Consider the following 22197-nt stretch of genomic DNA (forward strand, 5'->3'; position numbering starts at 1 on the left):
ATTATTAATATTAAAAGATTTATCATCAATATTTAAATTCTAAAAGCGGTTCCAAGCCACCGGTGGCCCCGGATTTAAAAAACTTAAAATTCACATCAGCAGCTGATGGGAGTCCGGTAATATGTTGAAAACCTGGATTTTTTATTGCATCAAGAGCGTTGCCTTGCTCAGTAGGAATATACATCAGAAAATTATTACTAATTTCACTTTGTTTACCTGCATAATTTATCGCGCTGCCTAATTTTGAGTTTAATTTTCCTTGCCCTTTTGCTTTTGCTAGAGCGTTTCCCAGTTCCCTAACAAAGGATTCAAAATTTTCCTCATCCATAAAAATCCCAAATTCTATATCTCCAGGAACATCTAATCCGACGTAGTCGCTTGGATCCACCCCCTCCGGAAAAGGATCTGTAAGAAAGCGCTTGCGCAGTGAGGACCCTTGAATTTTCAACTCGAATTGAATAGATCTAAAATCTGCGTTATACGATTCTCCGAATTTTACCAATATATTATTTAACTCTGTTTTGACAGCATTACAGAAATCTTCATATTTCTCAAGAGATGCGAATCCGGCTGGATAGCCCTTCAGCTTAGTCACATTGATAAAATACTTCACCTGCAATAATAACTGTTCTGATTCTATGAGCTTTCTGTTCTTATAATTAATATGTATCAGATCTGCAATTTCACTGACGGGTGTTTCTTTTTTATAAGCCAATTCCAGGAGCTCAGTCATTATCTCCGGACTATGTCTTGGTGTTCCATTCGGGTTGGTAGATGAAAAAGTACCCAACTCATCTAACTTTTCTAAACGTTTTAACTCCGTTTCGACTTCCTTTTTATATGATTCAAACATTTCTGAAATCGGAACTGTTGCTACACCAGCAATATCATTGAGAGTCTGTCGTGCTTCTGCTCCCCTGGAATCCGTTTCAAACTCAGCTGGCCAGTTGCGTCCGAATTCGTCTATCAAGTTCTTAGCGCTCGTTTTTAACAACTTATCAGCAAGCACGCTTCCACTGGCGGACAATAGCTCAATCCAGGTAACTACAGTGACCAGTTTTTTGTACCATGGTTGATCTTTATCCATCCTAATGATCATTCTGTTCGGCGCACCGATCATTGAGCGTGTGCCGATGGCAGCATTAACCGGTGTAATGATCATGGTGGCCGTAAGCACCTTTGAATGGGTTAGCTTCCGCATCATCAATAAAATGCCCAGGCAGGACATATTTGTTGGCATTTTAGTGGCTATCATAACAATCCTCCTTCATAACCTTGCTTTAGCTGTACTTATCGGTGTTATCATCTCTGCACTGGTATTTGCCTGGGAAAATGCCAAACGAATCCGGGCCCGTAAATACCTGGACGAAAAAGGCGTAAAGCATTACGAGATCTACGGCCCGTTGTTCTTTGCATCCGTTACGGCGTTTAATGAAAAGGTCGATGTGCAGCATGACCCTGCCGAAGTGATCGTTGACTTTAAAGAAAGCCGTGTTGCAGATATGTCCGCGATCGAGGCTTTGAACAAATTGACTGAACGTTATGCTAAAAACAGCAAAAAGCTTCATTTGCGGCACCTCAGCGAGGATTGCCGGATGTTGCTTAAAAATGCGGATGAGGTGATCGAGGTGAATATCATCGAAGATCCGACATATCGCGTTGCGACCAATCGGTAAGACCTACGACAGGTAAGAATAAACCGTCTGTGTTGTCAGCTAACATTACTTTGGCAGGCATCGATATGCTCGATGGAAAACCATTTCAGGTCCATCAAAATGTCAGATAATAACAGGAACGATGAGTATTTGGTCGGCCTTCACAAATCTTAATAAAACAATGATTATCAGCTAATTAAATTTAAAGAAAAGTCATCTGACAAACCTTAGGCATACTTAACCACCTGTTGAACCAGGTCATCGATGTCGAATGGCTTCGAGATATAGTGATCCGCTTTACATTTCTTTTCGCTGCTGGTATGTAAACCGTGGGTTGCCGATACGATAATGATCGGAGTTTTGGAGGTCCGGGGTTCGCTTTTCAAAGCCTTGCAGATATCCCGGCCGTCCATTTCGCCGATCGTCACATCCAGTAAAATGATGTCCGGCGAAAACGATTCGACCAATTCGTTAACATTTCGTCCATTATCCGCGGTAAGCACATCATAACCGGAAGAATCCAGTACCATACTGATGATCTCCAATATATCATGATCATCGTCAATGACCAGTACTTTCTTTTTTTTGTTATACATCTTCGGCTAAGCTACACAAGCTCAACTACAATAACTCCTAATAGTTTTAAATAATGGATTTATATAGCACAATTAACGCGTTGCCGCTCAAAGGCATTACGCAAATGTCCTGTAAATCGAATAAAGCTAATGCTGCCTTTAAGTATCCGAAAATCATGTCATCCTTCATAATTCAGGAAAAATCAAAGGATATGAAAAAAAATTACGTGAAGGCTATAGATTGGAAATATTTTTGCTTTGTGGTTAAGTAAGTTGTAGCTTATGAAACGTATCCTTGTAATTGATGATGATGAAGACCTTCTGGATATTTTCAGCATATTATTTCGTGATGCAGGTTATAATGTCATAACTTCGAATCACAGTGAAACCGCAAACGAGATACTGGAGATCGGACCGGATTTGGTTATTTTAGATATCCGGATCAGCGGCTCGCCGCAAAGCGGGGAAGATATTTGCAGAAATATCAAGCAAAAATTTAAAAGTGCAAGGATACCCGTGTTGCTGATATCTGCTGAGACGGATATCAGTGAGATCGCTTTTCGATGCGGTGCTGACGGTTTCGTCACAAAACCCTTTGACATTCCCAGTCTGCTTATGGAAATCAGGAAATTTTTAAAATAACATGGAAGAACAGCCCGGCCCCGCCAATCGCATTAAACTTGGTGCTAAGAACCTCACAGATTTTTTATTGACCACCTCAACGTGATCTACGCGGCCAAATCGCACCTGGTCAGTAAATTGCCCGAGATCTTGGATGAGGTACATTATCATGATCTGCGGAAAGGGATACTGGAAACGGTAGAAGATGTATTGAAACAGATGGTACGTGTGGAGATGATCTTTGAACTGCTTGGCGAAAAAATGACTGCTGAGCGGTGTCCCGGAATGATCGGGATGATCGAGGAGGCTTTCCAGGCGATCAAGCGGCATAAGGGACGCGATCACGGGCTTAGGGATCTGGCCATCGCGAATTACATGCAGCAGATCGAAAGTGTAGAGGTCGCATCCTTCCAGATACTGGAAATGGCAGCCGTGAAGATCAGGAATAAACAGATCAGGAAATTATTGAAAGAAAATTACGATGAGGCACGCGCGGACCGGACCCTGATGCTGTTGATCGCCACTAAATACATTGTGGCCAAGTAACGGCGCATAAATTATTATACCGGTAGCAACATTATCAGTCAGTTGCTGTCATCGATTTAATTCAAATGCGACTATCATTTTTTTTTACCCCGGTTAATACCTGTGTTTGAAGATTATGATCGTGAAAGACCATCCGTAACAGGCAAATAACTCGCAGTCATTGAAGGTCGATCGAATTGATCAGCTTTACAAGTATAGGATCTCATGCGGCTGAAGCTTTGCAGTAGATTAAAAACGACACGCTACGCGATGTGGTGGTTTCTGACCGGAAGGAATATGCAGGAGAAGACCAGAATCAAGTTGACAAAGCATATACATCATATACCATAGCCGGCAAGTATTCGGCGCGGCCCAACGGTTTTTATATTCATTAATCAGATTTGGGTGAGTTGTAAATGTGTTGTATTGTATTGGTTATTATGTTCAGTATTTTTACTCTAAATGGATGGTGTGGATTCGCCAGGGTTCTATCGCTGCTATCAAAAGATTCATCTGCCTCATTTAAAATAACCGGCTTGATACCATTATTTATATCAGTGATTAAATTTACGATGCAGAATCGCCCCAAGCTTGTTCCTTTTGCGGATAGATCCGTTTCTCATTGCTAACTTTAATAGTACATTTACTGAAATATATTTTATGAAACAGGATCAAACCCTAGTCATATCACAGGAACACCTGGACATCGCATTAAACCATACGAAGCTTGGTTTTTGGGAACTTGATCTTGTGACTACCGCCATGATCTGCACTACACAATGCAAGATCAATGTCGGGGCCGGGGATCAGGAAACAATCAGTTACGAGGACCTGAACAGCAATATTATTCCTGAGGATCGTGAAAAGATGCGGGCAGATGTGGCTGCTGCCTTAACACCTGGTTGCGGTACTTATCATTCAGAATACCGGGTGATCCATCCGGATGGCAGCCTTCACTGGATCGAAGCCAATGGAAAAGTTCTTTATAATAACGAGCAACCGTACGGCATGGTAGGTACTACGCTGGACATTACCGCGAAGAAGGACTTGGAAATGCTGAAGGATGAGCTATTGAGTACAGCTACTCATGAGCTTAAAACGCCGCTTACCGCCATCAGGGGATATCTTCAGCTACTTCATAAATTTATACAGGGGACAGGCAATGAAAAGTTTACAGAGATTTCAAGAAAAAGTCTTTCCGCAACTGAAAGAATGGCCCGGCTGCTTCAGGAGATTTCTGACCCTGCGCGCCGGAGGGGTGATCAATTGATTTTAGAAAAGCAGCAAATCGACATTCACGCACTTTTAGAGGAAACAGCCGCCAGTATCGCTATGGTTAGTCCGCTGCATTCGTATCAGTTTCAAGGTAACGGACCTGTTATGATCACAGCTGACCGGGACCGGATCAGCCAGGTACTGATCAATCTTTTAGCCAATGCGGTAAAATTTTCACCAGCGTCTTCTGCGATCGAGATGGCTGTCCACGAAATGCCGGATCATGTTAAGATCAGCGTTCGTGACCGCGGCATAGGATTGCATGAAGCTGAACACGCTAAAATATTTCAGAAGTATTACCGGTCTGAAAACGTCGTTCATAAATTCGAAGGTTCAGGGATCGGTCTTTATTTATCCGGAGAGATCATCACGCGCCATGGAGGACGCATATGGGCGGAACAGCCGCAGGATGGACAAGGCAGCCTTTTTGTTTTTACGTTGCCTAAATAGCCTCGTGACCCCAGCCAATGACTTAGGCAACGAGATCATTCTTCATAAATAATATCAAACAGGATACCCGCTGAAATACAGTTGCCAGTCGGAGAACTAAATTACCGGCTTAACAAAATTTATGAGGGGCGCTGAAGGATCATTGCATTGAGAATAAAAACGGTTGGTGCTATGAAATATTTAAAAACTTCGTCGGCAAATAAAGTTATCGCTGATAGACTTTTTTGAACCAGAGCAAAGCGCCGGTCACCGATAACAATCCCGGTAATAATCCAAGGACTACATATAACCACCGGATCCAATTTCCACCGTAAGAACCGATATGCAGGTTGTAAACTTCTGTTTCAAAACGCTGATCAAAACTTTGCCTGTCGATATCCGATAGCTTTTTAAACTTCCCTGTCACCGCATCAAAAAATAACCCGCTTGCTTTTCCCTGCAACAGCAAAAAGCCGGTTGTCGGCATCGAGCCCCTGACCAATACGTCTGCCCCCTTAGTTGTCGGTATAATCACCGCGATGGGCTTAAATCCCGGGACGATCGCTTTTGCCCGGGCGACCATCGAATTAATATTGGCAGGTACGGCATACGCCGCCTGGTATCGAGGTAAAGTCCATTGTGCCGGCGTGAAATATTCTTTGAGCATCCAGAAACCGGTAAAAAACAAAACAGCTGTAAAACCTAAGGACCAGACGCCCAATATGCGGTGCAGCGATGAAACAGCGGTACGCCTGTTCTTGAAATTTAATCCAGCCTTTAACCTGAAGGCTCGCCAGAAATGTTTACGATAAATGATAGCCCCCGTCAACAGCGATACTAACATCCCAAGACCCATTAAGCCGCTGAGTAACATGCCGGGTATGCCCAGTTGTAAACTGTAGTGCAGCGTATATAACCAGCGGAAAAACGAAGGCGTTACCGATCCGTAACTGCCTTCCCGGATGATCTGCCCGGTATATGGGTTAACAAATACGTAGTACAGGTAATTATCCGTTAGCTTTTGCTGCCGTTTATACAGCATAAATTCATAGCAATCCTGTTGATCTGCGGGAAAGTCATGTAAGACCAGTTTCCTTAAGTTAGGGTGCGTACGGAGTACCATCCGGTAAAGCCGGTCGGCCGGTATTGGCTGACCAATGCGCTTCAATTGATGTAATTCCGGGTTAAAGTAGCGGTCCAGCTGATGTCTGAACATCAGCATGGAACCGGTTATGCCGTACAGCAAGAAGAATAAACCCGCAAACAGGCCTACCCAGCCATGCAGCTTAAAAGCCGTTTTCGTTAATTTCTTTCTCCAGGCCATCTGCCTTGCTAAAAGTTAAATCCTACGTTGAGTCGCAGTTCACGCGGCGGATATGGAACATAGGCATAGGTACCCACAGTGCCGGACGATGGCGTGATCCAGGCGCTGCCGTAATTGAAGCGGTTCAACAGGTTGTTGACAATCGCGTTTACCGAGTAGCGTCCATTCGTCCAGCCGATACCGCCGTCCAGGCGAAACACCGGGGCCAACTGCAATTTCTGCAGTTCATACCGTCCGGCACGGCCCGCCTGTAACTGGTAACCGCCGGAAACCGAAAACCCTTTCAAACTTGCACCGGGCAACTGATAGTTTAGCCAGGTGTTCTGGATATGCTTCACCCGGAACGGGGTTGCCAGGCCTACACGAAGCGGGTTGGCATCTTTGGAAATATAACTATCCGTGTAGGCGTAGTTGATCACCGCATTCAGGCCTTTGACAATTTCTCCCTTCAAATCAAATTCCACACCCTTAGACAATGTTTGCCCCAGTTGGCTTTGAATATTAGTGGCCGGATCGGTCACTTTTACATTGTCGCGAACGATACGATAAACCGAAACCGTCGTATTCCATTTGCCGCCTGCCCAATCTTTCTTTAAGCCGGCTTCCAGGTTTTTTCCCGTCAATGGTTTAAAAGCTTCGCCGGTGGTGGTGCTCACGCCGCTTTGCGGGGTGAAGGTCTGATCAAAAAGACCATAGGCAGAAAAGTCGGGCATCAGGGAATAACTTAAACCGATCTTAGGTGTAAAAGCGGTATTGTTGGTGCTGCCCAGCCCTGTTTTTACCGGGTTCTTTTGCACGCCCGTATTGGAAAAGGTCAGTCTGGCCGCAAGCGTCAGGCGCAGCTTATTGTCCAGCATCCCAAGCTCATCCTGCGCGTAAGCCGCCTGGTAGCTGATGGACTGCTGATCGGTTGCAATATCAGACAGTTTACCCGTACGGACATTGGCATCAAAGCTGATCCCGTAGACCGGGTTATAGGCATCTAACGGATACAGGGTTTGGTTGGCGGTGGGATCGTTAGCTCCTGAATAGGAAAGAAAGTGTTTGCGGTTCACATCGATGCCGCTCAGGAAATGATGGCTGATCGCTCCGGTATTCAATTCCCCGCTGATATAAGGCTGGATAGCCATTACATCGGTATTCAGCCGCTCATAGGTAGCCCTGCGCATAATCAGGTTGGGCTGTTGGGCATTGTATCTGGAAACAAAGAAATAAGTGCCTTCCAGGTGGTCTTTCGCGTAGGCCGCCTTTACCGTAAACCGCCAGTGGCTGTTCAACTCGTTATAATAGCTCAGGAAGCCATTGTTTTCAGTCGATTTATAAGGCTGCTTATTAGGGTCGTTGATGGTAAAATCACGTGGCAGCGAAGCAAATCCGTCCGGCGCAAATACGGTTGCGAAATACTGCTGAAACCGCTGTGACTGGAAGATATATTCTGCCGAAATGGAGGAGTGCTGATCGATATTGTATTTCAGCACCGGGTCAACCGCTACCTTATCATTGAAGTTATATTTTTGGAATGATTTATCTTTTTGCCCAACGGCATTGAGCCGGTATTGCCACTTACCCGCCTGGTCTAGGTTGCCATCCAGATCGGCGCTGAGCCGGTATAGATTGAAGCTTCCGGCCGTAAAACTGAGCTGGTTGGAGCGGGTACCCATCGGCTGTTTGGTCAGCACGTTGAATGAACCGGCAGGATCAAACAGCCCGTTGATAAAGCTGGATGGTCCTTTGATAAACTCCACGCGACCGATGATAGCCGCATCCTCGGCGCTCGGCCCGGCATAGATCATGGAAATATCCATGCCATTACGTAAGGGTGTAATTTGCGCGCCGCGCATATAGACGTAGGGCGTATACAGGTCGGCATTGTTGTTACGCAGGGCGCCGCTCACATTGCGCGTGATGCTTTCATTGAGTGAAACTGCCTGCTGATCGTTAATAATGCTCTGGTCTATCTCCTGAATATTTTGGGAAAGCTTCAATAACGGCGTATTCACTTTAAGAGAATTGGAAGCCCGGTCGGTTTTATATTTTTTATAATACCTGGAGGTTATAATCACCTCTCCCAGGTGATGCGTGGTATCTTTTTTAACAGATGCCGTGTCTGCCTTTACCGGTTTGACTTGTTGTGCGTAAACACTGCCGGGTAGTAACAGGATGATGATGATTAAAAGTTTATTCATTTAAATAATGCAATAGGTGGATGAAGCTAACTAGCTAAGGGTTTTAGATCTTGCAGCATTTACTCACCTTCAGTCGTGAACTGTTTGTAAATAAGCTGTGTGATTAGCGTGTATGCAATTCATAAGCAGTTGGGTTTCTTTGAAAACCCGCTTTGCAACGTGCTGAGCAAAAGCCGATGATCTTGCCTTTGTAATGAACCGTATCCGCATAGCCGGTCAGCGCCATGCCGCAAACCGGGTCCTTATCATTGTCGATCCTGGCTTTAGCGGATCGGCGCTCCGGATGCAACAAGGGTTCTAATGCGCTATCGTACATAGCGCGTGTACTTGCTACGATCGATTTATCTGTATTGTGCTCACTGCCGCCTTTGACCGGCGGCTGCGGATCGTACTCCAGGTCGAGCATGACAGTTTGAGTATACTTTTCACCCATGATGTCGTTGATCAATCCCAGGCTCATATCGATACCGGCGGAAACGCCCGCACTGGTCCAGTATTTTCCGCTTTTTACATAACGTTCGTCTTCGGCTTCGATCCCGAATCGGTCTTTGAGGAGCTGCTTTCCATACCAGTGCGTTGTGGCTGGGTGTCCTTTCAGTAAACCTGTCGCCGCCAGTATCCAGGCACCGGTACAAACGCTTGTGGTGTATTTGGAATGCACATCAATGGCTTTGATCCAGTTTAATAAAGCCGTATCTTTCGTTGCGGCATAGGTCTCGTTCAACCCGCCGGGTATCACAAGGATATCCAGTTGTTTCACTTCGCTGATCGAGGTATCACATTGCACCTTCAGGCCATCGCCCGTGGTGATCAAACCTTTATGGCGCCCCACGAAAAAAACTTTGGCACCCATCAGTTCGCTCAATACATGGTAAGGCCCCATCGCATCTAAAACAGCGTAATTATCATAAAGCAGAATTCCTACTGTTTTGATCTGCACTTTTGGCTCCGGAAACATCGTTGCCATTTGTTCTTCATGGCTTTTTGTGGTGTCTATTCCAGTATGGTTCGTCTTGCCTTTACAGCCAGCCATGATCAAAATGACTGAGGCGGCAATTAATATTTTTTTCATCTCGTTCTGATTAGAATTTAGCGATCAAAGTTGTTCCGTAAGTTCTCGGGCTGCCTAACAGGAAGGTGCCAAAAGAGCCGTAAGCCACGTATTTTTTATCCGTGATGTTCCGAGCCCAGAAATTCAATTCGAAGTTCCTGGTACTGATACCCGCTTTGGCATTAAATAAGTTGTAGGCGGGCTGACTTAACCCGTTTACAAAGTCAAAGTAATATTTGTCGATATAGCGATACTCGCCCCGGACGAAAGCCGCTAACTTTTGTTTGCTGCCGGCGAAATCGTAAGTATATTGGGCGGCCAGCATCGAACTCAGCGGGGGCGTATTGATGGGCTGGTCACCCTTGTAATTTACTACGGCTTTAGCATCTGCACTATAAAGCAATAGCGAAGCATAGCGCGCGTGCGAATAACTGGCATTCCAGTCGATCTGCAGGCCTTTTAGCGGAAGTGCCGAGATCTCCAGTTCCGCGCCTTTGTTGTGCATTTCGCCGACATTGAGGATCAAGGCGTTAATCCCGTCCATGGCGGTGCTGATCTGCTGGTTGTGCTGTTCCAGGTAGAAGGCGGTCAGGTTAAATTTAAGCTTGTTATCCAGAAAGGTGTTTTTCCAGCCGATCTCATAATTATCTGAATGTTCCGGCTGGTAAGGCACTTGTGCCGGATCGGTCGCATTGGTATTTAGTCCGCCTGCACGGAAGCCCCTGGCATAAGAACCGTAAAGCAGCATATTGTCCTGTATCTTGTAACTTAATACGAATTTGGGGGTCACTGCATGAAAGCTGGCCCTGTAATCTGCATTCGGGGTTAATACGGTTGCCGGAGCAGGATCTTTCTGGTAATCGGTATACTGGCTCAGGCCACGGTTTTCATAATCGTAACGGGTGCCCGCAGTGAAGTCTAATTGCTTAGTCAGCGAATAAGTCGCCTGGCCAAAGAATGCATAGCCTTTATTGTTGCCGCGGCTATTGCCGATCGTGGTAAATGGTGCACCCGAAGCCGGGTCAAATTGCAGGTAATCCGGCCCATAAAACGTTGGCGTGACCATATGGAGATTTTGGGTAAACCCGTAAGTCCCGGCCACCCATTTCCATTTGCTTATACCTGCGGACGGTGATGAAAAACGGATCTCTTGGGTAAAGATATGCTGACGCTGGTCAGGCGCAGTACTGATGGCATCCAATGGGCTGAAGTCGTAATCAACGCCCCGGCCTTCGTAATACTCGTGCCAGTTGATATACGAAGACACCGAAGTAAAGTTAAAATCCTTACCGTAATAGTTGGCCGCCAGCGAGGTATTAAAGTTATTGCGGCGTTCTACGTTGGTATTATTGGTGTTCACCTGGTAAGGTTTAGAAAATACTTCTTCAATTGAGCTTACCCAGGGGAAACTGCCACGGTCATTGTCATTCTCTGTCTTCATGTTCAGGGCAAGCGACCATTTTTTAGACGGCAGGTACCGTAAATTGAAGTTCCCGGAATAATCCTCTCTGCGGTCGAAACCGCTTTTGGTGAATTCATTATAATAGATCGAGCCGCGGTGATTATAGGTGAAAGAACCGCTGGCAAACAGCTTGTCTTTAACGACAGGTTCTGAAAGGCTGACCGTATACCGCTGCTGACCATAATTACCAAAGGTCATTTCCGCATAACCTGAAGCGGTATTTCCGGGCTGTTTAGTGGTGATGTTCACCACACCGCCATAGGCATTACGTCCGTACAGCGTACCCTGCGGTCCGCGTAGGATCTCGATGCTCTGCACATCATTGAACAAGGGCGGCGCGGAAAAATAATCGAACTGGTAAACACCATCGACATAGGTAGCAACAGCCTGCTCGTTAGAAAAACCCATCACTCCGCGGATATTGAAGAAATTGGAGCTTGTGCTGTTGCCGTGTTCCACCACGAATAAACTGGGGGCTATGGCGGTCAGGTTGGTGATGTCCCAAAGCCGGTAATCCTTGATCTGTTTCGCATCCAAGGCCGTGATCGCTGCCGGGGTTTTTTGTATCGCCTCCTGCCGCTTTTCTGAAGATACAGTCACTTCATTTAATTGGCTACTACTTTCAGCCAGTTTAAAATCAAGGATCAGCACCTGGCCTTTCTTCAGTTCAAAGGCTTTTAATTGCGAGGCGTAGCCAACGGCCGATACACTGACAGTGTAGTTGCCGCCATTTAAGTGGTTAATAATATATCGCCCCTCGTTATCAGTTAAGCTCCCATCGTTGGTGTTGAGTAATTTAATGGTTGCTTTAACAATGGCTTCGCCGCCGGTCGTCGTCACTGTACCCTGAACCTTTGCGGATTGGGCAAATGTGGGTATGGTAAACAGTATAATAAAAAAAGTATATAAAGATTTCATTGGATCGCTTTGATCGCAATCGGTTAAGCATAGCGTAACAGGCCCGCTTTATCCGAAAGCCAAATAAATAAAAGCACTTTACAGACAAGCTATAGTTGTCGTATCATGCATTCAATAGAAAATTGAATTAAGCGATCTGCTTGGGTGGTCTGAAGATAGCGTTCAGATAGCTGCTCTTGTACTGATAGTTGTACTCCGGGAAGTTGCTTCTAACGGCTTGTAAAATTTGGGGTGTCACAGGAATAAACCGGTAAGGTTCCTGAAAAAAGGAAACTTCCAGACGGTTCAGGTTGTCTTTTGCTTCCTGTTTTTTCTCATTTTCTTCGGCCTGATGGATCTTTTTCATGAAATAGCACTTTCCATTACAGTGCATCCAGGGACGGTTTTTGTTTACACAAAGCGTTGCTGCAATGTAGTTTCGATTCATTTGAAAACCGGCATACACCATGAACAGCGAAAAGTTGGAACTGATCAGTGTTACAAGTAGCAATATGGCGGTGAACCGTTTGAACATTGGCGCAAATGTAAGGCATATTATCCAGCGTTCTTTTAACTTTATTATTTAGAAACGTTATAAATAATTACAAACGTCCTACCTTGAAATTTTTAATAAACAGATCAAAATGAAGCGTTACTGCTGAAATTGCTAATTAACAATAGCTGTGCTTTTTGGCTTGACCGGAACTATGCCTTGTCATTCCGTACATCGAATCTTTTATATATTTGTCTTATGGGAAAGGATTTCACGGGCTTGTTGCAAAAAAATCACCTGCATGTTACGGCACCCCGTTTGAGTGTGCTGGAACTGATCGACTCGCGCGAAAGCGCTACCTCTCAACCGTATCTGGAAAAAAACATCAACCAGGGTGTAGACCGGGTCACCCTTTACCGGATTTTAAAAACTTTCGAAGAAAAAGGTATTTTACACAAAGTAATTGATGCCAACGGCACCGCAAATTATGCGATGTGCAGCGAAGATTGCAGGGAGGGGCATCATCATGATGAACATGTGCATTTCAACTGCACCAACTGCCAGCAATTGTATTGCTTAAGGGATTTCGAGCTGCCTCCACTGAAATTACCGCCCGGATATACAGCCGAAAATATCAATATGCTGATTTCCGGTGTCTGTGAACATTGTAAAGGATCTATTTAAAAAGCAACATTGTTGCGTGTTTTATCAGGTTGATTATCTTTGAGAAAAAGTTAATCAATGAATAATAATCCGGTTTCTTCTAATGTTCCCCACGATATCATTTATCAGGAGCATTGCGCGGTGTATGACCGTCTGCGTACCTGTATGGATCATAAAGGTAATTTACTCCGACAATTCTTAGCTATTCAAGATCCTTCAGATCAAATAGTCGTGGAGTTTGCGGCCGGTACAGGCCGTCTTACTAGTCTGATCGCACCGCTGGCCAAAGTAGTTCACGCCTTTGATCTGGCCTCGGATATGGTTAATTATGCCAGGGAAAAATTCAGCGTTTATCCAAACGTCACTTTTGATGTAGCAGGAAATCACAGTATTCCGCTGCCAGGAGGCTCCGCAGATATCGTTGTCGAAGGATGGAGCCTGGGTTATCTCGCTTTTGCAGGAGGTGCAGCATGGAAATCGGACATTGATCACGTACTTGCTGAGATGGAAAGGCTGTTAAGACCGGGGGGATCCATTTTATTGTTTGGGACGCTGGGCACCGGCACGCATCGTCCTGCAGCACCTAATAAAGTTTTAGCGCAGCTATATGAGTACCTCACAATCGAAAAAGGTTTTACACAAAGCGAATGGTTTCCAACGGATTACCGTTTTACTGACCTTGAAGAGGCTGTCGAGCTAACTTCATTTTTTTGGAGCGATAAATTCGGCAACTATGTTCGCGAGCATCAATTGGTTATTGTGCCTGAATGTACGGCCATCTGGCATAAAACTTTGCCGTTATCATGACCGGTCCTTCATTCCGAAACCATCATGCCGCAGTATCGGGTAAAGTCCTGCCTCCCTCACAAACACTGCTGGAGGGTTTGAAACATTTCACAGCACCTGCCGCTGCAATTGACCTGGGCTGTGGCGCGGGTACAGATGCCCTGCATCTGGCATCGCAAGGGTGGAAAGTACTGGCGATAGACGCTGACCAAAGTGTGCTTGAATCGATAGAGGCCGATGCAGTGATTACTCAATGCCAGCGTTTCGAATCATTAGTGCTTCCGCCGGTGCAACTGGTGAATGCGAGCTTCGCCCTTCCTTTTTGTAACTCCGCGCATTTCAGTTCCTGCTGGTTAACGATATGCGAAGCTTTAACCCCAAACGGTCTGTTCTGCGGTCATTTCTTCGGCATCAGGGATAGCTGGGCTACCCGCGCAGATATGACGATCCATACTGTAGAACAATTGAAACACTTGTTTGCGGGTTTTGAGCTGCTCTGGCAAACCGAAACAGAAAAAGACGGGAGAACGCTGGGTGGTGCGGCAAAGCATTGGCATGTCCATCATATCGTTGCACGGAAGTGCTAACCGGCCATCGCTTGCATGCGGCCACGTGTACACCAGTAAACGATATTGATATAGATGATATTTTCGGCCAGCAAGGCGATATAGATCCCCTGATAATGCCAAAGGTATACCGATAATAAAACCACCGGCAGAAAGATCAGCAATTCCCGCCGCAGGGTGAATTTGGAAGCCAGGGCTGATTGCCCGGTAGATTGCAGAAAAACGATACTTCCCGAGGCAAAAGGCATGAGCAATAAGACCAGGATCACCACGCGGAAGTAACCCGATCCGGCCACAGACATTGCAGGGTTGGCTAACAAGAAGGACAGGACGGTCTGTGGAAAAATAAAACAAGTTAGCGCGACGGGAAACAGCAGGATGATGGCGCAGCTGCGAAAAATAGTTACCGCACGCTGGCTCCGTTCAAGTTTCCCGGCACCATAGTTAATTCCCACTACCGGGCCTAAAGCTTGTAACATACCAAACATAGGTATGGCTGTGAAGGAGAATAAGCGGTAAATGCCTGAAAATATTGCCACATCACTGGGCGACCGTGCGCTATATGCCGCAAGCTTAAATAAGATCAACTGACGGAAGAAGCCGTTAGCCTGCATATAAAAAGTCGGCAGTCCGGTTCGAAACAGCGTATGCAGAAATTGAGGCTCGATCTTTCCCCATTTCAATTGTAAGGGACTGTTTTTTCCTGACAAATGAACCAGGGTTAGCACGCTGTAAAAGATCATAGCCAGTATACTCGCCAAAGCCGAACCTTTCACACCCAGCCCTAAATAACGGATCAGCAAAGGGTTGATGAGCGCGTTAAGCAGCATGGCCAGTGCGGTGATCCGCATGGCCTTACCGGTATGTCCTTCAGACCGGATGAGCGCCGAAGTACACAGGCCGAAAACCGGGAAGCAGGCGCCAGCCAGCGTGACATGGTAGAAATCCCGTGCGAAAGGTAACTGACGTGCGGGAATATCCAGCCAGGTTAACAACCATGAGGAAGCGGCAAAGCCAAAGATCATCAACAAAACTGTGACAGCCAGAATAGCAACCAGCAGATGCCGGAATAACATCGCTAACAGGGATTGGTCATTGCTGCCGATCGCCCGGCTGTAAACCGATCCGGCACCGGCTGATAACAGCGCGATGACTGCCGCATTGATGGTGAGCAATGGCATCGCATAGGATACACCTGCAAAAGCATCTGTCCCGACTAAATGAGACACAAAAAATGCGTCAACTAAACCATTGACCGAGATCACCAGCATACCCAAGATCCCAGGCAAGGATAGCCTGATCATTAATTTCCATAAGTTACCCTGCAATATTTCTTCGCGTTTATTCATCATGGAATTATAAAGACGGCCTGTGTCTCAGTTTGATCCATCCTGCCAACCCAAAAACCACTACCCCAATGGTTAGCGCGAGCAGGTCAACAAACCAATTTTTTAAAATAAAGGCTGCTGACGGCGGTTGGAATTTCGGTTGCCCCAGATAGTCCAGCGGCTTCATTAACCTGCTTTCAAAAAGCGGCCGGTTAGCAAACCAGAACACCTGCCGGTGAAAAGACCGTGCAGCGGATTTAAATGCCCATTCATCTGCTAAAGTGGTACCTGCCAGCATGCTTAACATTTCCGAGGTATTATACGCCGGATTGACTGCGTTAAATCGTGCCAGTTGTTGCTGATGCTGTGCTAACAGCTCATATCTGGCATCCGTCAGGCTGTCCGCCGCGCGGTCGCCGTTGAATAAAAAAGCTGAATAGCCCTGGAAGTAATAAAAGCGGCCAGATATCGTGTCTTTAGGGCGATAACGGGGATTAACGAGGTAGAATTTTTGAAGGGCGGCATTCATGGCGCTATCCGTTTCCGGCATATTGCGGCTGCGCATCAGTGCCGCTAATTTGACTTCTCCGATACGGGAAACCTGTCCCAGTGCCAGATCGGCTGCCGACGGAATAATGATCATGATGCTCACCCAGGCGGTCAAAACCGCAATCGCATTAAAGGTCCCGTCTTTTTTAAAACTGTTGACCCAAAAGTTGATCCCCGACCACACCAGCGCGTAGATCAATGTGACCATGATCCAGCCCAACCCACACCGAAAATTCATCTGGCCCGCACTAAAAAAACCGGCCAGGCATAATAACAAGGTAGCCGCCATGACCAGGCCCGAGCGGAACAGCAAACGGTACAACAGCAATAGCCGCAGATTACCCGAAGCAATGGTGAGCAAACGGTCCGTACCGGAACGCAACTCGGCTGACAATATATCAAAACAGCATGCGCAGAGCAGCAAAGGCATCAGGTAAACGATCACAAAAGCCAGGTCAAAATTGCCTGCTTTTAGTTTAAACGGATTATAGATATCGCCTTTGAGTGTTTGCACATAATAGCTTTGAGCGGTCAATGGGTAATACAGCGGGAAAAGATCGCGCTGTCCAATGCACAGGGGGGCAAGTGCGCCCGGCCGGTTCATGGCCAGGAAAGGATAATTAAACCTGACCAGTGAAGGAACGGATGCCTTTTCATAGTTGTACCGGCCCGACGAAGTGGTAGTATCAGCCATGAAATTTTTGATATACGCTATTTGAGCCCGGCTGATCGAATCGGCGGCTTCCGCGATTTTTGTCTGCTGGACAGCGATCACCTGCCGCCCATAATAAATGCTGTACAGGCCCAGGAACAGGTAACAAAGCAGTCCTGTCCATATGGCCGGGCTTCTTCTGAATTGCAAATATTCTGAATGGAAAATGGTTCTGATCATTTTTAAGATTGATTTAAATAAGCCGGATAACGCTGAACCAACCACCCGATCAGGATCAGCCAGATCATTAAGGAGATCATTCCTGGTAACTGATTGCTAATGGAGGCCATTAAGCCCTGCGGACGGTAACGAAAAGGCGGCACGGCGGCGAAAACCCGCCGGTCTGACCGGTAATCCCAATCCCCCATTTTGGAATGCACTTCCATCTCGTGGTTCATCTGCTGAACAAAGCGACGGCGATACTGCTCGGACTGGCGCTGAAAAGCTAAATGACTGTAATAATCGGTACCTGCCAGGGCCATGGATAAGCCGTTCACGGCAATAAAAGGATCGATCAGGCCGCACCATTGCGTAAGCTGGTTTTGGCGGATGAGCGTTTGCTGAAGCTGCGCAAAGTGGCGGTCATACACCCGGCTGCTGTATTCTTCCCCGGCTTCCATGATATAGCCATCAAAATTGAAAGGCAGTTTAGCTACCGTATCTACTTTATACTTTCGCAGCAATTCGCTTTTGAGCTTTTGTGCGCGCGCACCGGAAGGATCATGCCCGTTGATCCCATTGAGCAGATCATGATGGATGGCTGCATCGAATGTGTTTTTAGTAGGCAAGCGGAAAAAACCGTCACCTGTGCTTGCCGCCCATTTAGGGAGCACGATGGTGATCATTACCCAAAGGGCGGTCAGCAATAATAAGCTGAACCGGCTGTTGCGTAAATAAGCCGAACAAAGCAGGCTAAGCGCCAGTATAACAATAAAGTACAGGCCGTATAACCCGCCCAGCAGTATCATCCGTAACCATTGTTCACGATCGGTACCCGCTAGCGCCGCTAACGTGATCATTACGGGCGCGAGTAATACCGCTAACAGCAGGCTGAACCCAACTAATTTACCCAGGTATAACTGCCGGAATGAAATGCCCTGACTGTACAGCAACTGAATGGTTTGCTGTTCAAACTCGCGGCTGAAAGCGTCAAAACTTATAAAAATGATGATGAGCGGAAAGATCACCTGTAGGATCATAGATGCGGTCAGCACGCCAAAGCGGCTTACTGCACCGGCGGATTCAGCAGGCTTAAAAGCGAATTCGTTTTGCCGGTGGGGTTCCAGGTAAGCCACCGTGCCCGTGAAATCATCCAGCCCGTGATCAAAAAAGCTTAACGGTGTCTGCGGCATAAAGGCAAAGTTTCCAAAATGCGCAGCGATATGCGGGTGCTTCGGGTCCTGGTGCAGCCAGCGGCTGCGTTGTTCGCTTACAGCCGCCGTTCTTTCCTGGCTGCGCTGCCGGTAATTACGATAACCGCTGATCAGGACCAGCAGCGTCAGCAATAGGAAAAGGCCGCCGGCCAGGTACCAGGCGGGTGAACGCAAACCGCTGCGAAATTCTTTACCTGCAATGATTTTGATTTTCTTCATGTTATAATCGATCCTGTTCTTCGGTTCGGTGTGTTTTTCCGGGTGTCAGTTTACCACCCAAATGATAGACCAGACTAAAACTCAGCCTGCGGCTATCCGGCGTATTTTTATAACTGTAGGGTAAGGTGTCGCTCAAAGAATATCCCCAGTACCAGCCGGTATGGAACAGGTCGGCAAATGCGAGGCGGGCATCCAGTTTTTTGTTCAGGAAGCTCTTTTTGAACCCGCCATCCATGGTAAAATAGTAGCGGGACATATAGGTGCCGTTCAGGTCGGGCGAAGTATAACGGGTCTGTAATTCGAAGGTAATTTTAGCGGGCAGGCGGAAAGTTTGGTTGACAAACAGATCCACTGCGTCTTTGGTCACGGTCAATGGTCCGGCCAGTTGTGCTACCGGATAGGCCGTATGGCTAAAGGTGGTTGTGGTTTGCACTTCCCAGAAAGCAGCCAGCGTGACCGGAATAATGATTTGCAGCTCCAGGCGGTCGCGATGGGGAAAATTGCCGGTGCTCAAAGTAAGGAGCTGACTTATGGGGTCAACGGTGGCTGTGCGCCCGATGAAGTGGTCGGAGTGGTTGTAGCTTATACTGGCGATGTACCGGTCTTTCAAAGTATAGGAAAGCTGCGAGAGCCAGGACGTTTCGGCGACCAATTGTGGATTGCCCTGGTAGAGCGCATATTTATCAATGTAGTAACGAACCGGGTTCAGATCCGTATAGTTGGGTCGGGTAATGCGGCGGCTGACCGACAGGTCCAATTGCTGGTCTTGAGCTAACTTCTGCGTAATGCCCAGTGTGGGAAACCAGCTCAGATAGTTCGCCGTATTGCGCTGTCCGGCAGCAATGGCGTTAGCATCCAGGTTGGTATGTTCGGCCCGCAGGCCAGCCTCCAAATCAGTTCCTGCCCATTTGCGGGAAACTGAACCGTAGGCGGCCGCTATGCGTTCGTGGTATTGAAAATGATCGCTGAGCGATGGCGCATAGGTACTGACCCCGTTGGCCAGCGAGTCATACCGGAATTTATTATCCGTTTCTACCGCCGCGTATTTCAGCCCGGCTTTGTATTTCCAGGTTTTAAACGGCAAGGTCAGATCGGCTTTAAAGGAGCGGATATGGATGATGCTGGGCTGGTGAAAATTCAATTGCTGAAAGCCACCGATCAGGTTGCCCTGCGGATCGTAACTGTTACTATTCAGGTAACCGTCTGAAAAATTCCGGTAGCCAATATAATCCGCATCCGCGCTCAGCACTTTTCCTAAAGTATCAAGTTTAAGCAGGTAGTTAAGGTTAAAAATATTATTGTAAAAGGGTTCCTTCGCATAGTCATGGCTCAGTACCCTGGACGTGACCTGGTTTGCGTTATTGAATATCGTTAATGTCCCCGCGGCATCTTTACTCCAGTCGTCAGTAGTACCGGTATAGCTAAACCCCAGTTGCTGCCGGGATGATAAGTTGATATCAACGCCCCCCTTATAGCTGTAAAAACGGCTTTGGTTGGGGTTGATCCCGTCCCTTAACAGCGTAGAACCACCGGATAACTGGGTACTGGTTTCTTGCATAAAGCGCCGCCTGTAGTTATAGCCGAGGCTACCGAAGAAGTTGACCTTGCCGGTGCGGATGTTCCCGTTCAAGCTTTCAGCATGCAGCACATAGCGGCTAACGGTCATTCCGCTGCTGATATTGAGGGCATAACCCGCTTTATTGGTGCGGCGGCTAAGGATATTGATGATCCCTGCATTACCGGCCGCATCAAACTGGGCAGATGGTGTGGTCATTACTTCGATCTTGCTGACCGTACCGGCATTCATCCCTTCCAGTAAGCGGCTCAATTGCTGACCGGAAAGATAGGTCATTCGCCCATCCAGCATCACGTTCACGGCGGGTGACCCTTTCAGGTTGATATTACCATCCTGATCCACGTTAACCCCCGGTGTGCGTCGCAGGAGTTCGAGTACATTACTGCCGGTAGCCGTAGCGCTTTGCTCCACATTATAGGTTAATTTACCTTGTTGCACACTGATTGTGCTGGGTGGTGAACTGACAACAACTTCGTTCAGATTGGTTACTTGCGGCTGTAGCGTGATTTTGAGAACATCCGATCCGCTTCTTACATCTTGAGCGTATGGCTGGTAGCCAATGGCTGTAATTTTAAGGTGATAAACAAAGGAGCCTGATACTTTAACGGTAAAAGCACCCTTTGCATCACTTGAGGACTGCTGATATAAGGTAGTATCAGCTACGCGATAGAGCCGCACAGTAGCACTGGGTATTGCGCTGCCGGCAGAACTATTTATTAGTCCTTTCAGTACCACTTGCTGGGCATTTGCCTTGTATATCAACAACGCCAACAGTACTATTATACCATACTTTATATTCATTTCTCCAACTGTTGATGCAACATGATGCCCCGCTCCTGAAAAGGCGGCAGCATCAAAAACTCTGTTTTTAACAAACCTCCCGAACCTCTCACGAGGATTTGTTTCATATAAGCGGCATGTGTTTTATCCGCAGGCAATGGCGACGAATCATAGCGCTGACCTCCCTCGCCGCTAACGGCCAGCCAATAGATCACATCAGGTTCTTTAACCGTGTCCCGAAAAATAGCCTCTACGTACATCTTCTCGCGTTCCATGGTGGCGGTAATCGCCTGTTTTTCCGTGGAATGCCAATTGATCCAGTCCTGATAAGTTTAATTTTTCAGGACTTATGGACATCCGGTACAACCTGGCGCTCACCGGATATTTCATTTGAAGATCTCCGGGTTGCTGGTAAAACCATAACCCCGCAGCACCCAGCAAACAACCGGTAAAAAAGGTGATGACGGCTAATTTCATATCGTTTCCAGGTAAAGTTTCTGCAGGTCTGCAGCAGATATGCCACTCGTACCCAGCGTATGTACAAGTTCCCCCCGACGCATGATGCCCAACCGGGAGCCGATGCCCACGGCGTTAAAAAGATCGTGCGTAGCCATTAATACAGCGCCTCCCTGATCAGCGAAAGCCCTGACCTGGGTACTAAAGTCTTCGACGGCGCGGGGATCAAGCCCGCTGGTCGGTTCATCCATCACCAATAGCCTGGCGTTTTTGGCCATGGCAATCGCGATGCCCACTTTCTGGCGCATCCCCTTGGAATACGAGCCGATCCGCTGGTTATGTGCTTCTTCCTGTAGCCCGCAACTGCTCAATAAATCCCGATACTTAGATTTACTGTAATCAAAACCCGCTAACTCACTAAAAAAAGCCAGGTTTTCCAGTCCGGTCAGCAGCGGGTAAAGTTGGACCACCTCCGGCAGATACGCGACCAGGGCTGACGCTTTGCGCGGATCTCCTAAAAGATCAATGCCATCCAGGGTCGCCCGCCCGCCATCAGGACGGGTAAAGCCCAGCAGGATGTTGATCGTCGTTGATTTCCCGGCACCGTTGGCACCCAATAACCCATAAATTTCGCCTGATGCGATATCCAGGTCAATACCCTTTAAGGCCTGGTGGTCGCCGTAGGATTTATACAAT

General features: G+C 47.1%; 20 protein-coding genes and 1 pseudogene. 7 read left to right on the forward strand and 14 right to left on the reverse strand.

From position 1 onward, the window contains the following. Window positions 1–25: 25 nt before the first annotated feature. On the reverse strand, window positions 26–1087 hold the full coding sequence (locus LX99_RS15035) for a hypothetical protein (protein ID WP_146203138.1): 1062 nt from the start codon (window positions 1085–1087) through the stop codon (window positions 26–28). A gap of 4 nt (window positions 1088–1091) precedes the next feature. Here LX99_RS15035 and LX99_RS15040 point away from each other — a divergent pair. Then, window positions 1092–1676 (forward strand): annotated as a pseudogene (locus tag LX99_RS15040) (SulP family inorganic anion transporter); the annotation flags it as partial. Between the two features lie 206 nt (window positions 1677–1882). On the opposite strand, the gene LX99_RS15045 reads toward LX99_RS15040, so the two are convergent. Continuing rightward, the gene (locus tag LX99_RS15045; RefSeq protein ID WP_109608626.1) at window positions 1883–2251 is read right to left on the reverse strand and encodes a response regulator; all 369 of its coding nucleotides are present in this window, start codon (window positions 2249–2251) and stop codon (window positions 1883–1885) included. 261 nt (window positions 2252–2512) lie between these two features. Here LX99_RS15045 and LX99_RS15055 point away from each other — a divergent pair, with 261 nt between their 5' ends. The 3 genes from LX99_RS15055 (at window position 2513) to LX99_RS15065 (ending at window position 5101) form a co-directional block, all read left to right on the forward strand. Further along, the gene (locus tag LX99_RS15055; protein ID WP_109608628.1) at window positions 2513–2872 is read left to right on the forward strand and encodes a response regulator; all 360 of its coding nucleotides are present in this window, start codon (window positions 2513–2515) and stop codon (window positions 2870–2872) included. 81 nt (window positions 2873–2953) lie between these two features. Then, entirely contained in the window at window positions 2954–3397 is a 444-nt protein-coding gene (locus tag LX99_RS15060; RefSeq protein WP_245927931.1) for a DUF892 family protein, read from the forward strand. Between the two features lie 639 nt (window positions 3398–4036). Further along, window positions 4037–5101: a PAS domain-containing sensor histidine kinase gene (locus tag LX99_RS15065; protein WP_109608629.1), complete on the forward strand. Its 1065-nt coding sequence runs from the start codon at window positions 4037–4039 to the stop codon at window positions 5099–5101. Window positions 5102–5306: 205 nt separating this feature from the next. Here LX99_RS15065 and LX99_RS15070 read toward each other — a convergent pair whose 3' ends face one another. The 5 genes from LX99_RS15070 to LX99_RS15090 all read right to left on the reverse strand — a co-directional run bounded on the left by LX99_RS15070 (window position 5307) and on the right by LX99_RS15090 (window position 12535). After that, window positions 5307–6404: a PepSY-associated TM helix domain-containing protein gene (locus LX99_RS15070; protein ID WP_109608630.1), complete on the reverse strand. Its 1098-nt coding sequence runs from the start codon at window positions 6402–6404 to the stop codon at window positions 5307–5309. A gap of 8 nt (window positions 6405–6412) precedes the next feature. Continuing rightward, window positions 6413–8590: a TonB-dependent siderophore receptor gene (locus LX99_RS15075; protein WP_109608631.1), complete on the reverse strand. Its 2178-nt coding sequence runs from the start codon at window positions 8588–8590 to the stop codon at window positions 6413–6415. A 103-nt stretch (window positions 8591–8693) separates the two neighbouring features. Continuing rightward, on the reverse strand, window positions 8694–9662 hold the full coding sequence (locus LX99_RS15080; RefSeq protein ID WP_109608632.1) for a DJ-1/PfpI family protein: 969 nt from the start codon (window positions 9660–9662) through the stop codon (window positions 8694–8696). 10 nt (window positions 9663–9672) lie between these two features. Beyond that, window positions 9673–12021, reverse strand: coding sequence for a TonB-dependent receptor (locus tag LX99_RS15085; protein ID WP_109608633.1), 2349 nt, complete (start codon window positions 12019–12021; stop codon window positions 9673–9675). Window positions 12022–12148: 127 nt separating this feature from the next. After that, window positions 12149–12535, reverse strand: a complete 387-nt coding sequence (locus LX99_RS15090) for a hypothetical protein (RefSeq protein ID WP_170122715.1) — start codon at window positions 12533–12535, stop codon at window positions 12149–12151. 216 nt (window positions 12536–12751) lie between these two features. On the opposite strand from LX99_RS15090, the gene LX99_RS15095 reads away from it, so the two are divergent. The 3 genes from LX99_RS15095 to LX99_RS15105 are packed head-to-tail and all read left to right on the forward strand — an operon-like array spanning window position 12752 to window position 14529. After that, window positions 12752–13177 carry a Fur family transcriptional regulator gene (locus LX99_RS15095; protein WP_109608634.1) on the forward strand — a complete coding sequence of 142 codons (426 nt, stop codon included), beginning with the start codon at window positions 12752–12754 and terminating at the stop codon, window positions 13175–13177. 57 nt (window positions 13178–13234) lie between these two features. Then, a complete protein-coding gene (locus LX99_RS15100; RefSeq protein WP_109608635.1) occupies window positions 13235–13963 on the forward strand; it encodes a class I SAM-dependent methyltransferase in 729 nt (242 codons plus the stop codon). Continuing rightward, window positions 13960–14529: a class I SAM-dependent methyltransferase gene (locus LX99_RS15105; protein WP_109608636.1), complete on the forward strand. Its 570-nt coding sequence runs from the start codon at window positions 13960–13962 to the stop codon at window positions 14527–14529. Before LX99_RS15100 ends, LX99_RS15105 begins: the two co-directional genes overlap by 4 nt. On the opposite strand, the gene LX99_RS15110 is transcribed toward LX99_RS15105, so the two are convergent. Genes LX99_RS15110 through LX99_RS15140 form a run of 7 tightly spaced genes read right to left on the reverse strand, consistent with a single transcriptional unit; the run spans window position 14526 to window position 22196 of the window. Then, window positions 14526–15860: an MATE family efflux transporter gene (locus LX99_RS15110; protein WP_109608637.1), complete on the reverse strand. Its 1335-nt coding sequence runs from the start codon at window positions 15858–15860 to the stop codon at window positions 14526–14528. The two genes, LX99_RS15105 and LX99_RS15110, sit on opposite strands and share 4 nt — an antisense overlap. Before the next feature lie 4 nt (window positions 15861–15864). Then, window positions 15865–17277 carry a DUF3526 domain-containing protein gene (locus tag LX99_RS15115; protein ID WP_109608638.1) on the reverse strand — a complete coding sequence of 471 codons (1413 nt, stop codon included), beginning with the start codon at window positions 17275–17277 and terminating at the stop codon, window positions 15865–15867. 2 nt (window positions 17278–17279) lie between these two features. Continuing rightward, window positions 17280–18689, reverse strand: a complete 1410-nt coding sequence (locus LX99_RS15120; RefSeq protein WP_109608639.1) for an ABC transporter permease — start codon at window positions 18687–18689, stop codon at window positions 17280–17282. Between the two features lies 1 nt (window position 18690). Further along, entirely contained in the window at window positions 18691–21066 is a 2376-nt protein-coding gene (locus LX99_RS15125) for a TonB-dependent receptor domain-containing protein (RefSeq protein ID WP_109608640.1), read from the reverse strand. Then, on the reverse strand, window positions 21063–21320 hold the full coding sequence (locus LX99_RS15130) for a DUF6176 family protein (protein WP_146203139.1): 258 nt from the start codon (window positions 21318–21320) through the stop codon (window positions 21063–21065). The genes LX99_RS15125 and LX99_RS15130 overlap by 4 nt, the downstream gene beginning before the upstream one ends. After that, the gene (locus LX99_RS25725) at window positions 21271–21522 is read right to left on the reverse strand and encodes a hypothetical protein (protein ID WP_109608642.1); all 252 of its coding nucleotides are present in this window, start codon (window positions 21520–21522) and stop codon (window positions 21271–21273) included. Before LX99_RS25725 ends, LX99_RS15130 begins: the two co-directional genes overlap by 50 nt. Beyond that, complete coding sequence (locus tag LX99_RS15140; protein ID WP_211319032.1) at window positions 21519–22196, reverse strand: ABC transporter ATP-binding protein; 678 nt, start codon at window positions 22194–22196, stop codon at window positions 21519–21521. Before LX99_RS15140 ends, LX99_RS25725 begins: the two co-directional genes overlap by 4 nt. Between the last annotated feature and the right edge of the window lies 1 nt (window position 22197).

The organism is Mucilaginibacter oryzae (assembly GCF_003148845.1).
GTDB classification, from domain to species: domain Bacteria; phylum Bacteroidota; class Bacteroidia; order Sphingobacteriales; family Sphingobacteriaceae; genus Mucilaginibacter; species Mucilaginibacter oryzae.

What these genes read in the sequence shown, in the direction of transcription:
- LX99_RS15035 (WP_146203138.1), bottom strand. Translation starts at nt 1,087, where the DNA reads ATGGATAAAGATCAACCATGGTACAAAAAACTGGTCACTGTAGTTACC.
- LX99_RS15045 (WP_109608626.1), bottom strand. Translation starts at nt 2,251, where the DNA reads ATGTATAACAAAAAAAAGAAAGTACTGGTCATTGACGATGATCATGAT.
- LX99_RS15055 (WP_109608628.1), top strand. Translation starts at nt 2,513, where the DNA reads ATGAAACGTATCCTTGTAATTGATGATGATGAAGACCTTCTGGATATT.
- LX99_RS15065 (WP_109608629.1), top strand. Translation starts at nt 4,037, where the DNA reads ATGAAACAGGATCAAACCCTAGTCATATCACAGGAACACCTGGACATC.
- LX99_RS15070 (WP_109608630.1), bottom strand. Translation starts at nt 6,404, where the DNA reads ATGGCCTGGAGAAAGAAATTAACGAAAACGGCTTTTAAGCTGCATGGC.
- LX99_RS15075 (WP_109608631.1), bottom strand. Translation starts at nt 8,590, where the DNA reads ATGAATAAACTTTTAATCATCATCATCCTGTTACTACCCGGCAGTGTT.
- LX99_RS15080 (WP_109608632.1), bottom strand. Translation starts at nt 9,662, where the DNA reads ATGAAAAAAATATTAATTGCCGCCTCAGTCATTTTGATCATGGCTGGC.
- LX99_RS15085 (WP_109608633.1), bottom strand. Translation starts at nt 12,021, where the DNA reads ATGAAATCTTTATATACTTTTTTTATTATACTGTTTACCATACCCACA.
- LX99_RS15090 (WP_170122715.1), bottom strand. Translation starts at nt 12,535, where the DNA reads ATGTTCAAACGGTTCACCGCCATATTGCTACTTGTAACACTGATCAGT.
- LX99_RS15095 (WP_109608634.1), top strand. Translation starts at nt 12,752, where the DNA reads ATGGGAAAGGATTTCACGGGCTTGTTGCAAAAAAATCACCTGCATGTT.
- LX99_RS15100 (WP_109608635.1), top strand. Translation starts at nt 13,235, where the DNA reads ATGAATAATAATCCGGTTTCTTCTAATGTTCCCCACGATATCATTTAT.
- LX99_RS15105 (WP_109608636.1), top strand. Translation starts at nt 13,960, where the DNA reads ATGACCGGTCCTTCATTCCGAAACCATCATGCCGCAGTATCGGGTAAA.
- LX99_RS15110 (WP_109608637.1), bottom strand. Translation starts at nt 15,860, where the DNA reads ATGATGAATAAACGCGAAGAAATATTGCAGGGTAACTTATGGAAATTA.
- LX99_RS15115 (WP_109608638.1), bottom strand. Translation starts at nt 17,277, where the DNA reads ATGATCAGAACCATTTTCCATTCAGAATATTTGCAATTCAGAAGAAGC.
- LX99_RS15120 (WP_109608639.1), bottom strand. Translation starts at nt 18,689, where the DNA reads ATGAAGAAAATCAAAATCATTGCAGGTAAAGAATTTCGCAGCGGTTTG.
- LX99_RS15125 (WP_109608640.1), bottom strand. Translation starts at nt 21,066, where the DNA reads ATGAATATAAAGTATGGTATAATAGTACTGTTGGCGTTGTTGATATAC.
- LX99_RS15130 (WP_146203139.1), bottom strand. Translation starts at nt 21,320, where the DNA reads ATGGAACGCGAGAAGATGTACGTAGAGGCTATTTTTCGGGACACGGTT.
- LX99_RS25725 (WP_109608642.1), bottom strand. Translation starts at nt 21,522, where the DNA reads ATGAAATTAGCCGTCATCACCTTTTTTACCGGTTGTTTGCTGGGTGCT.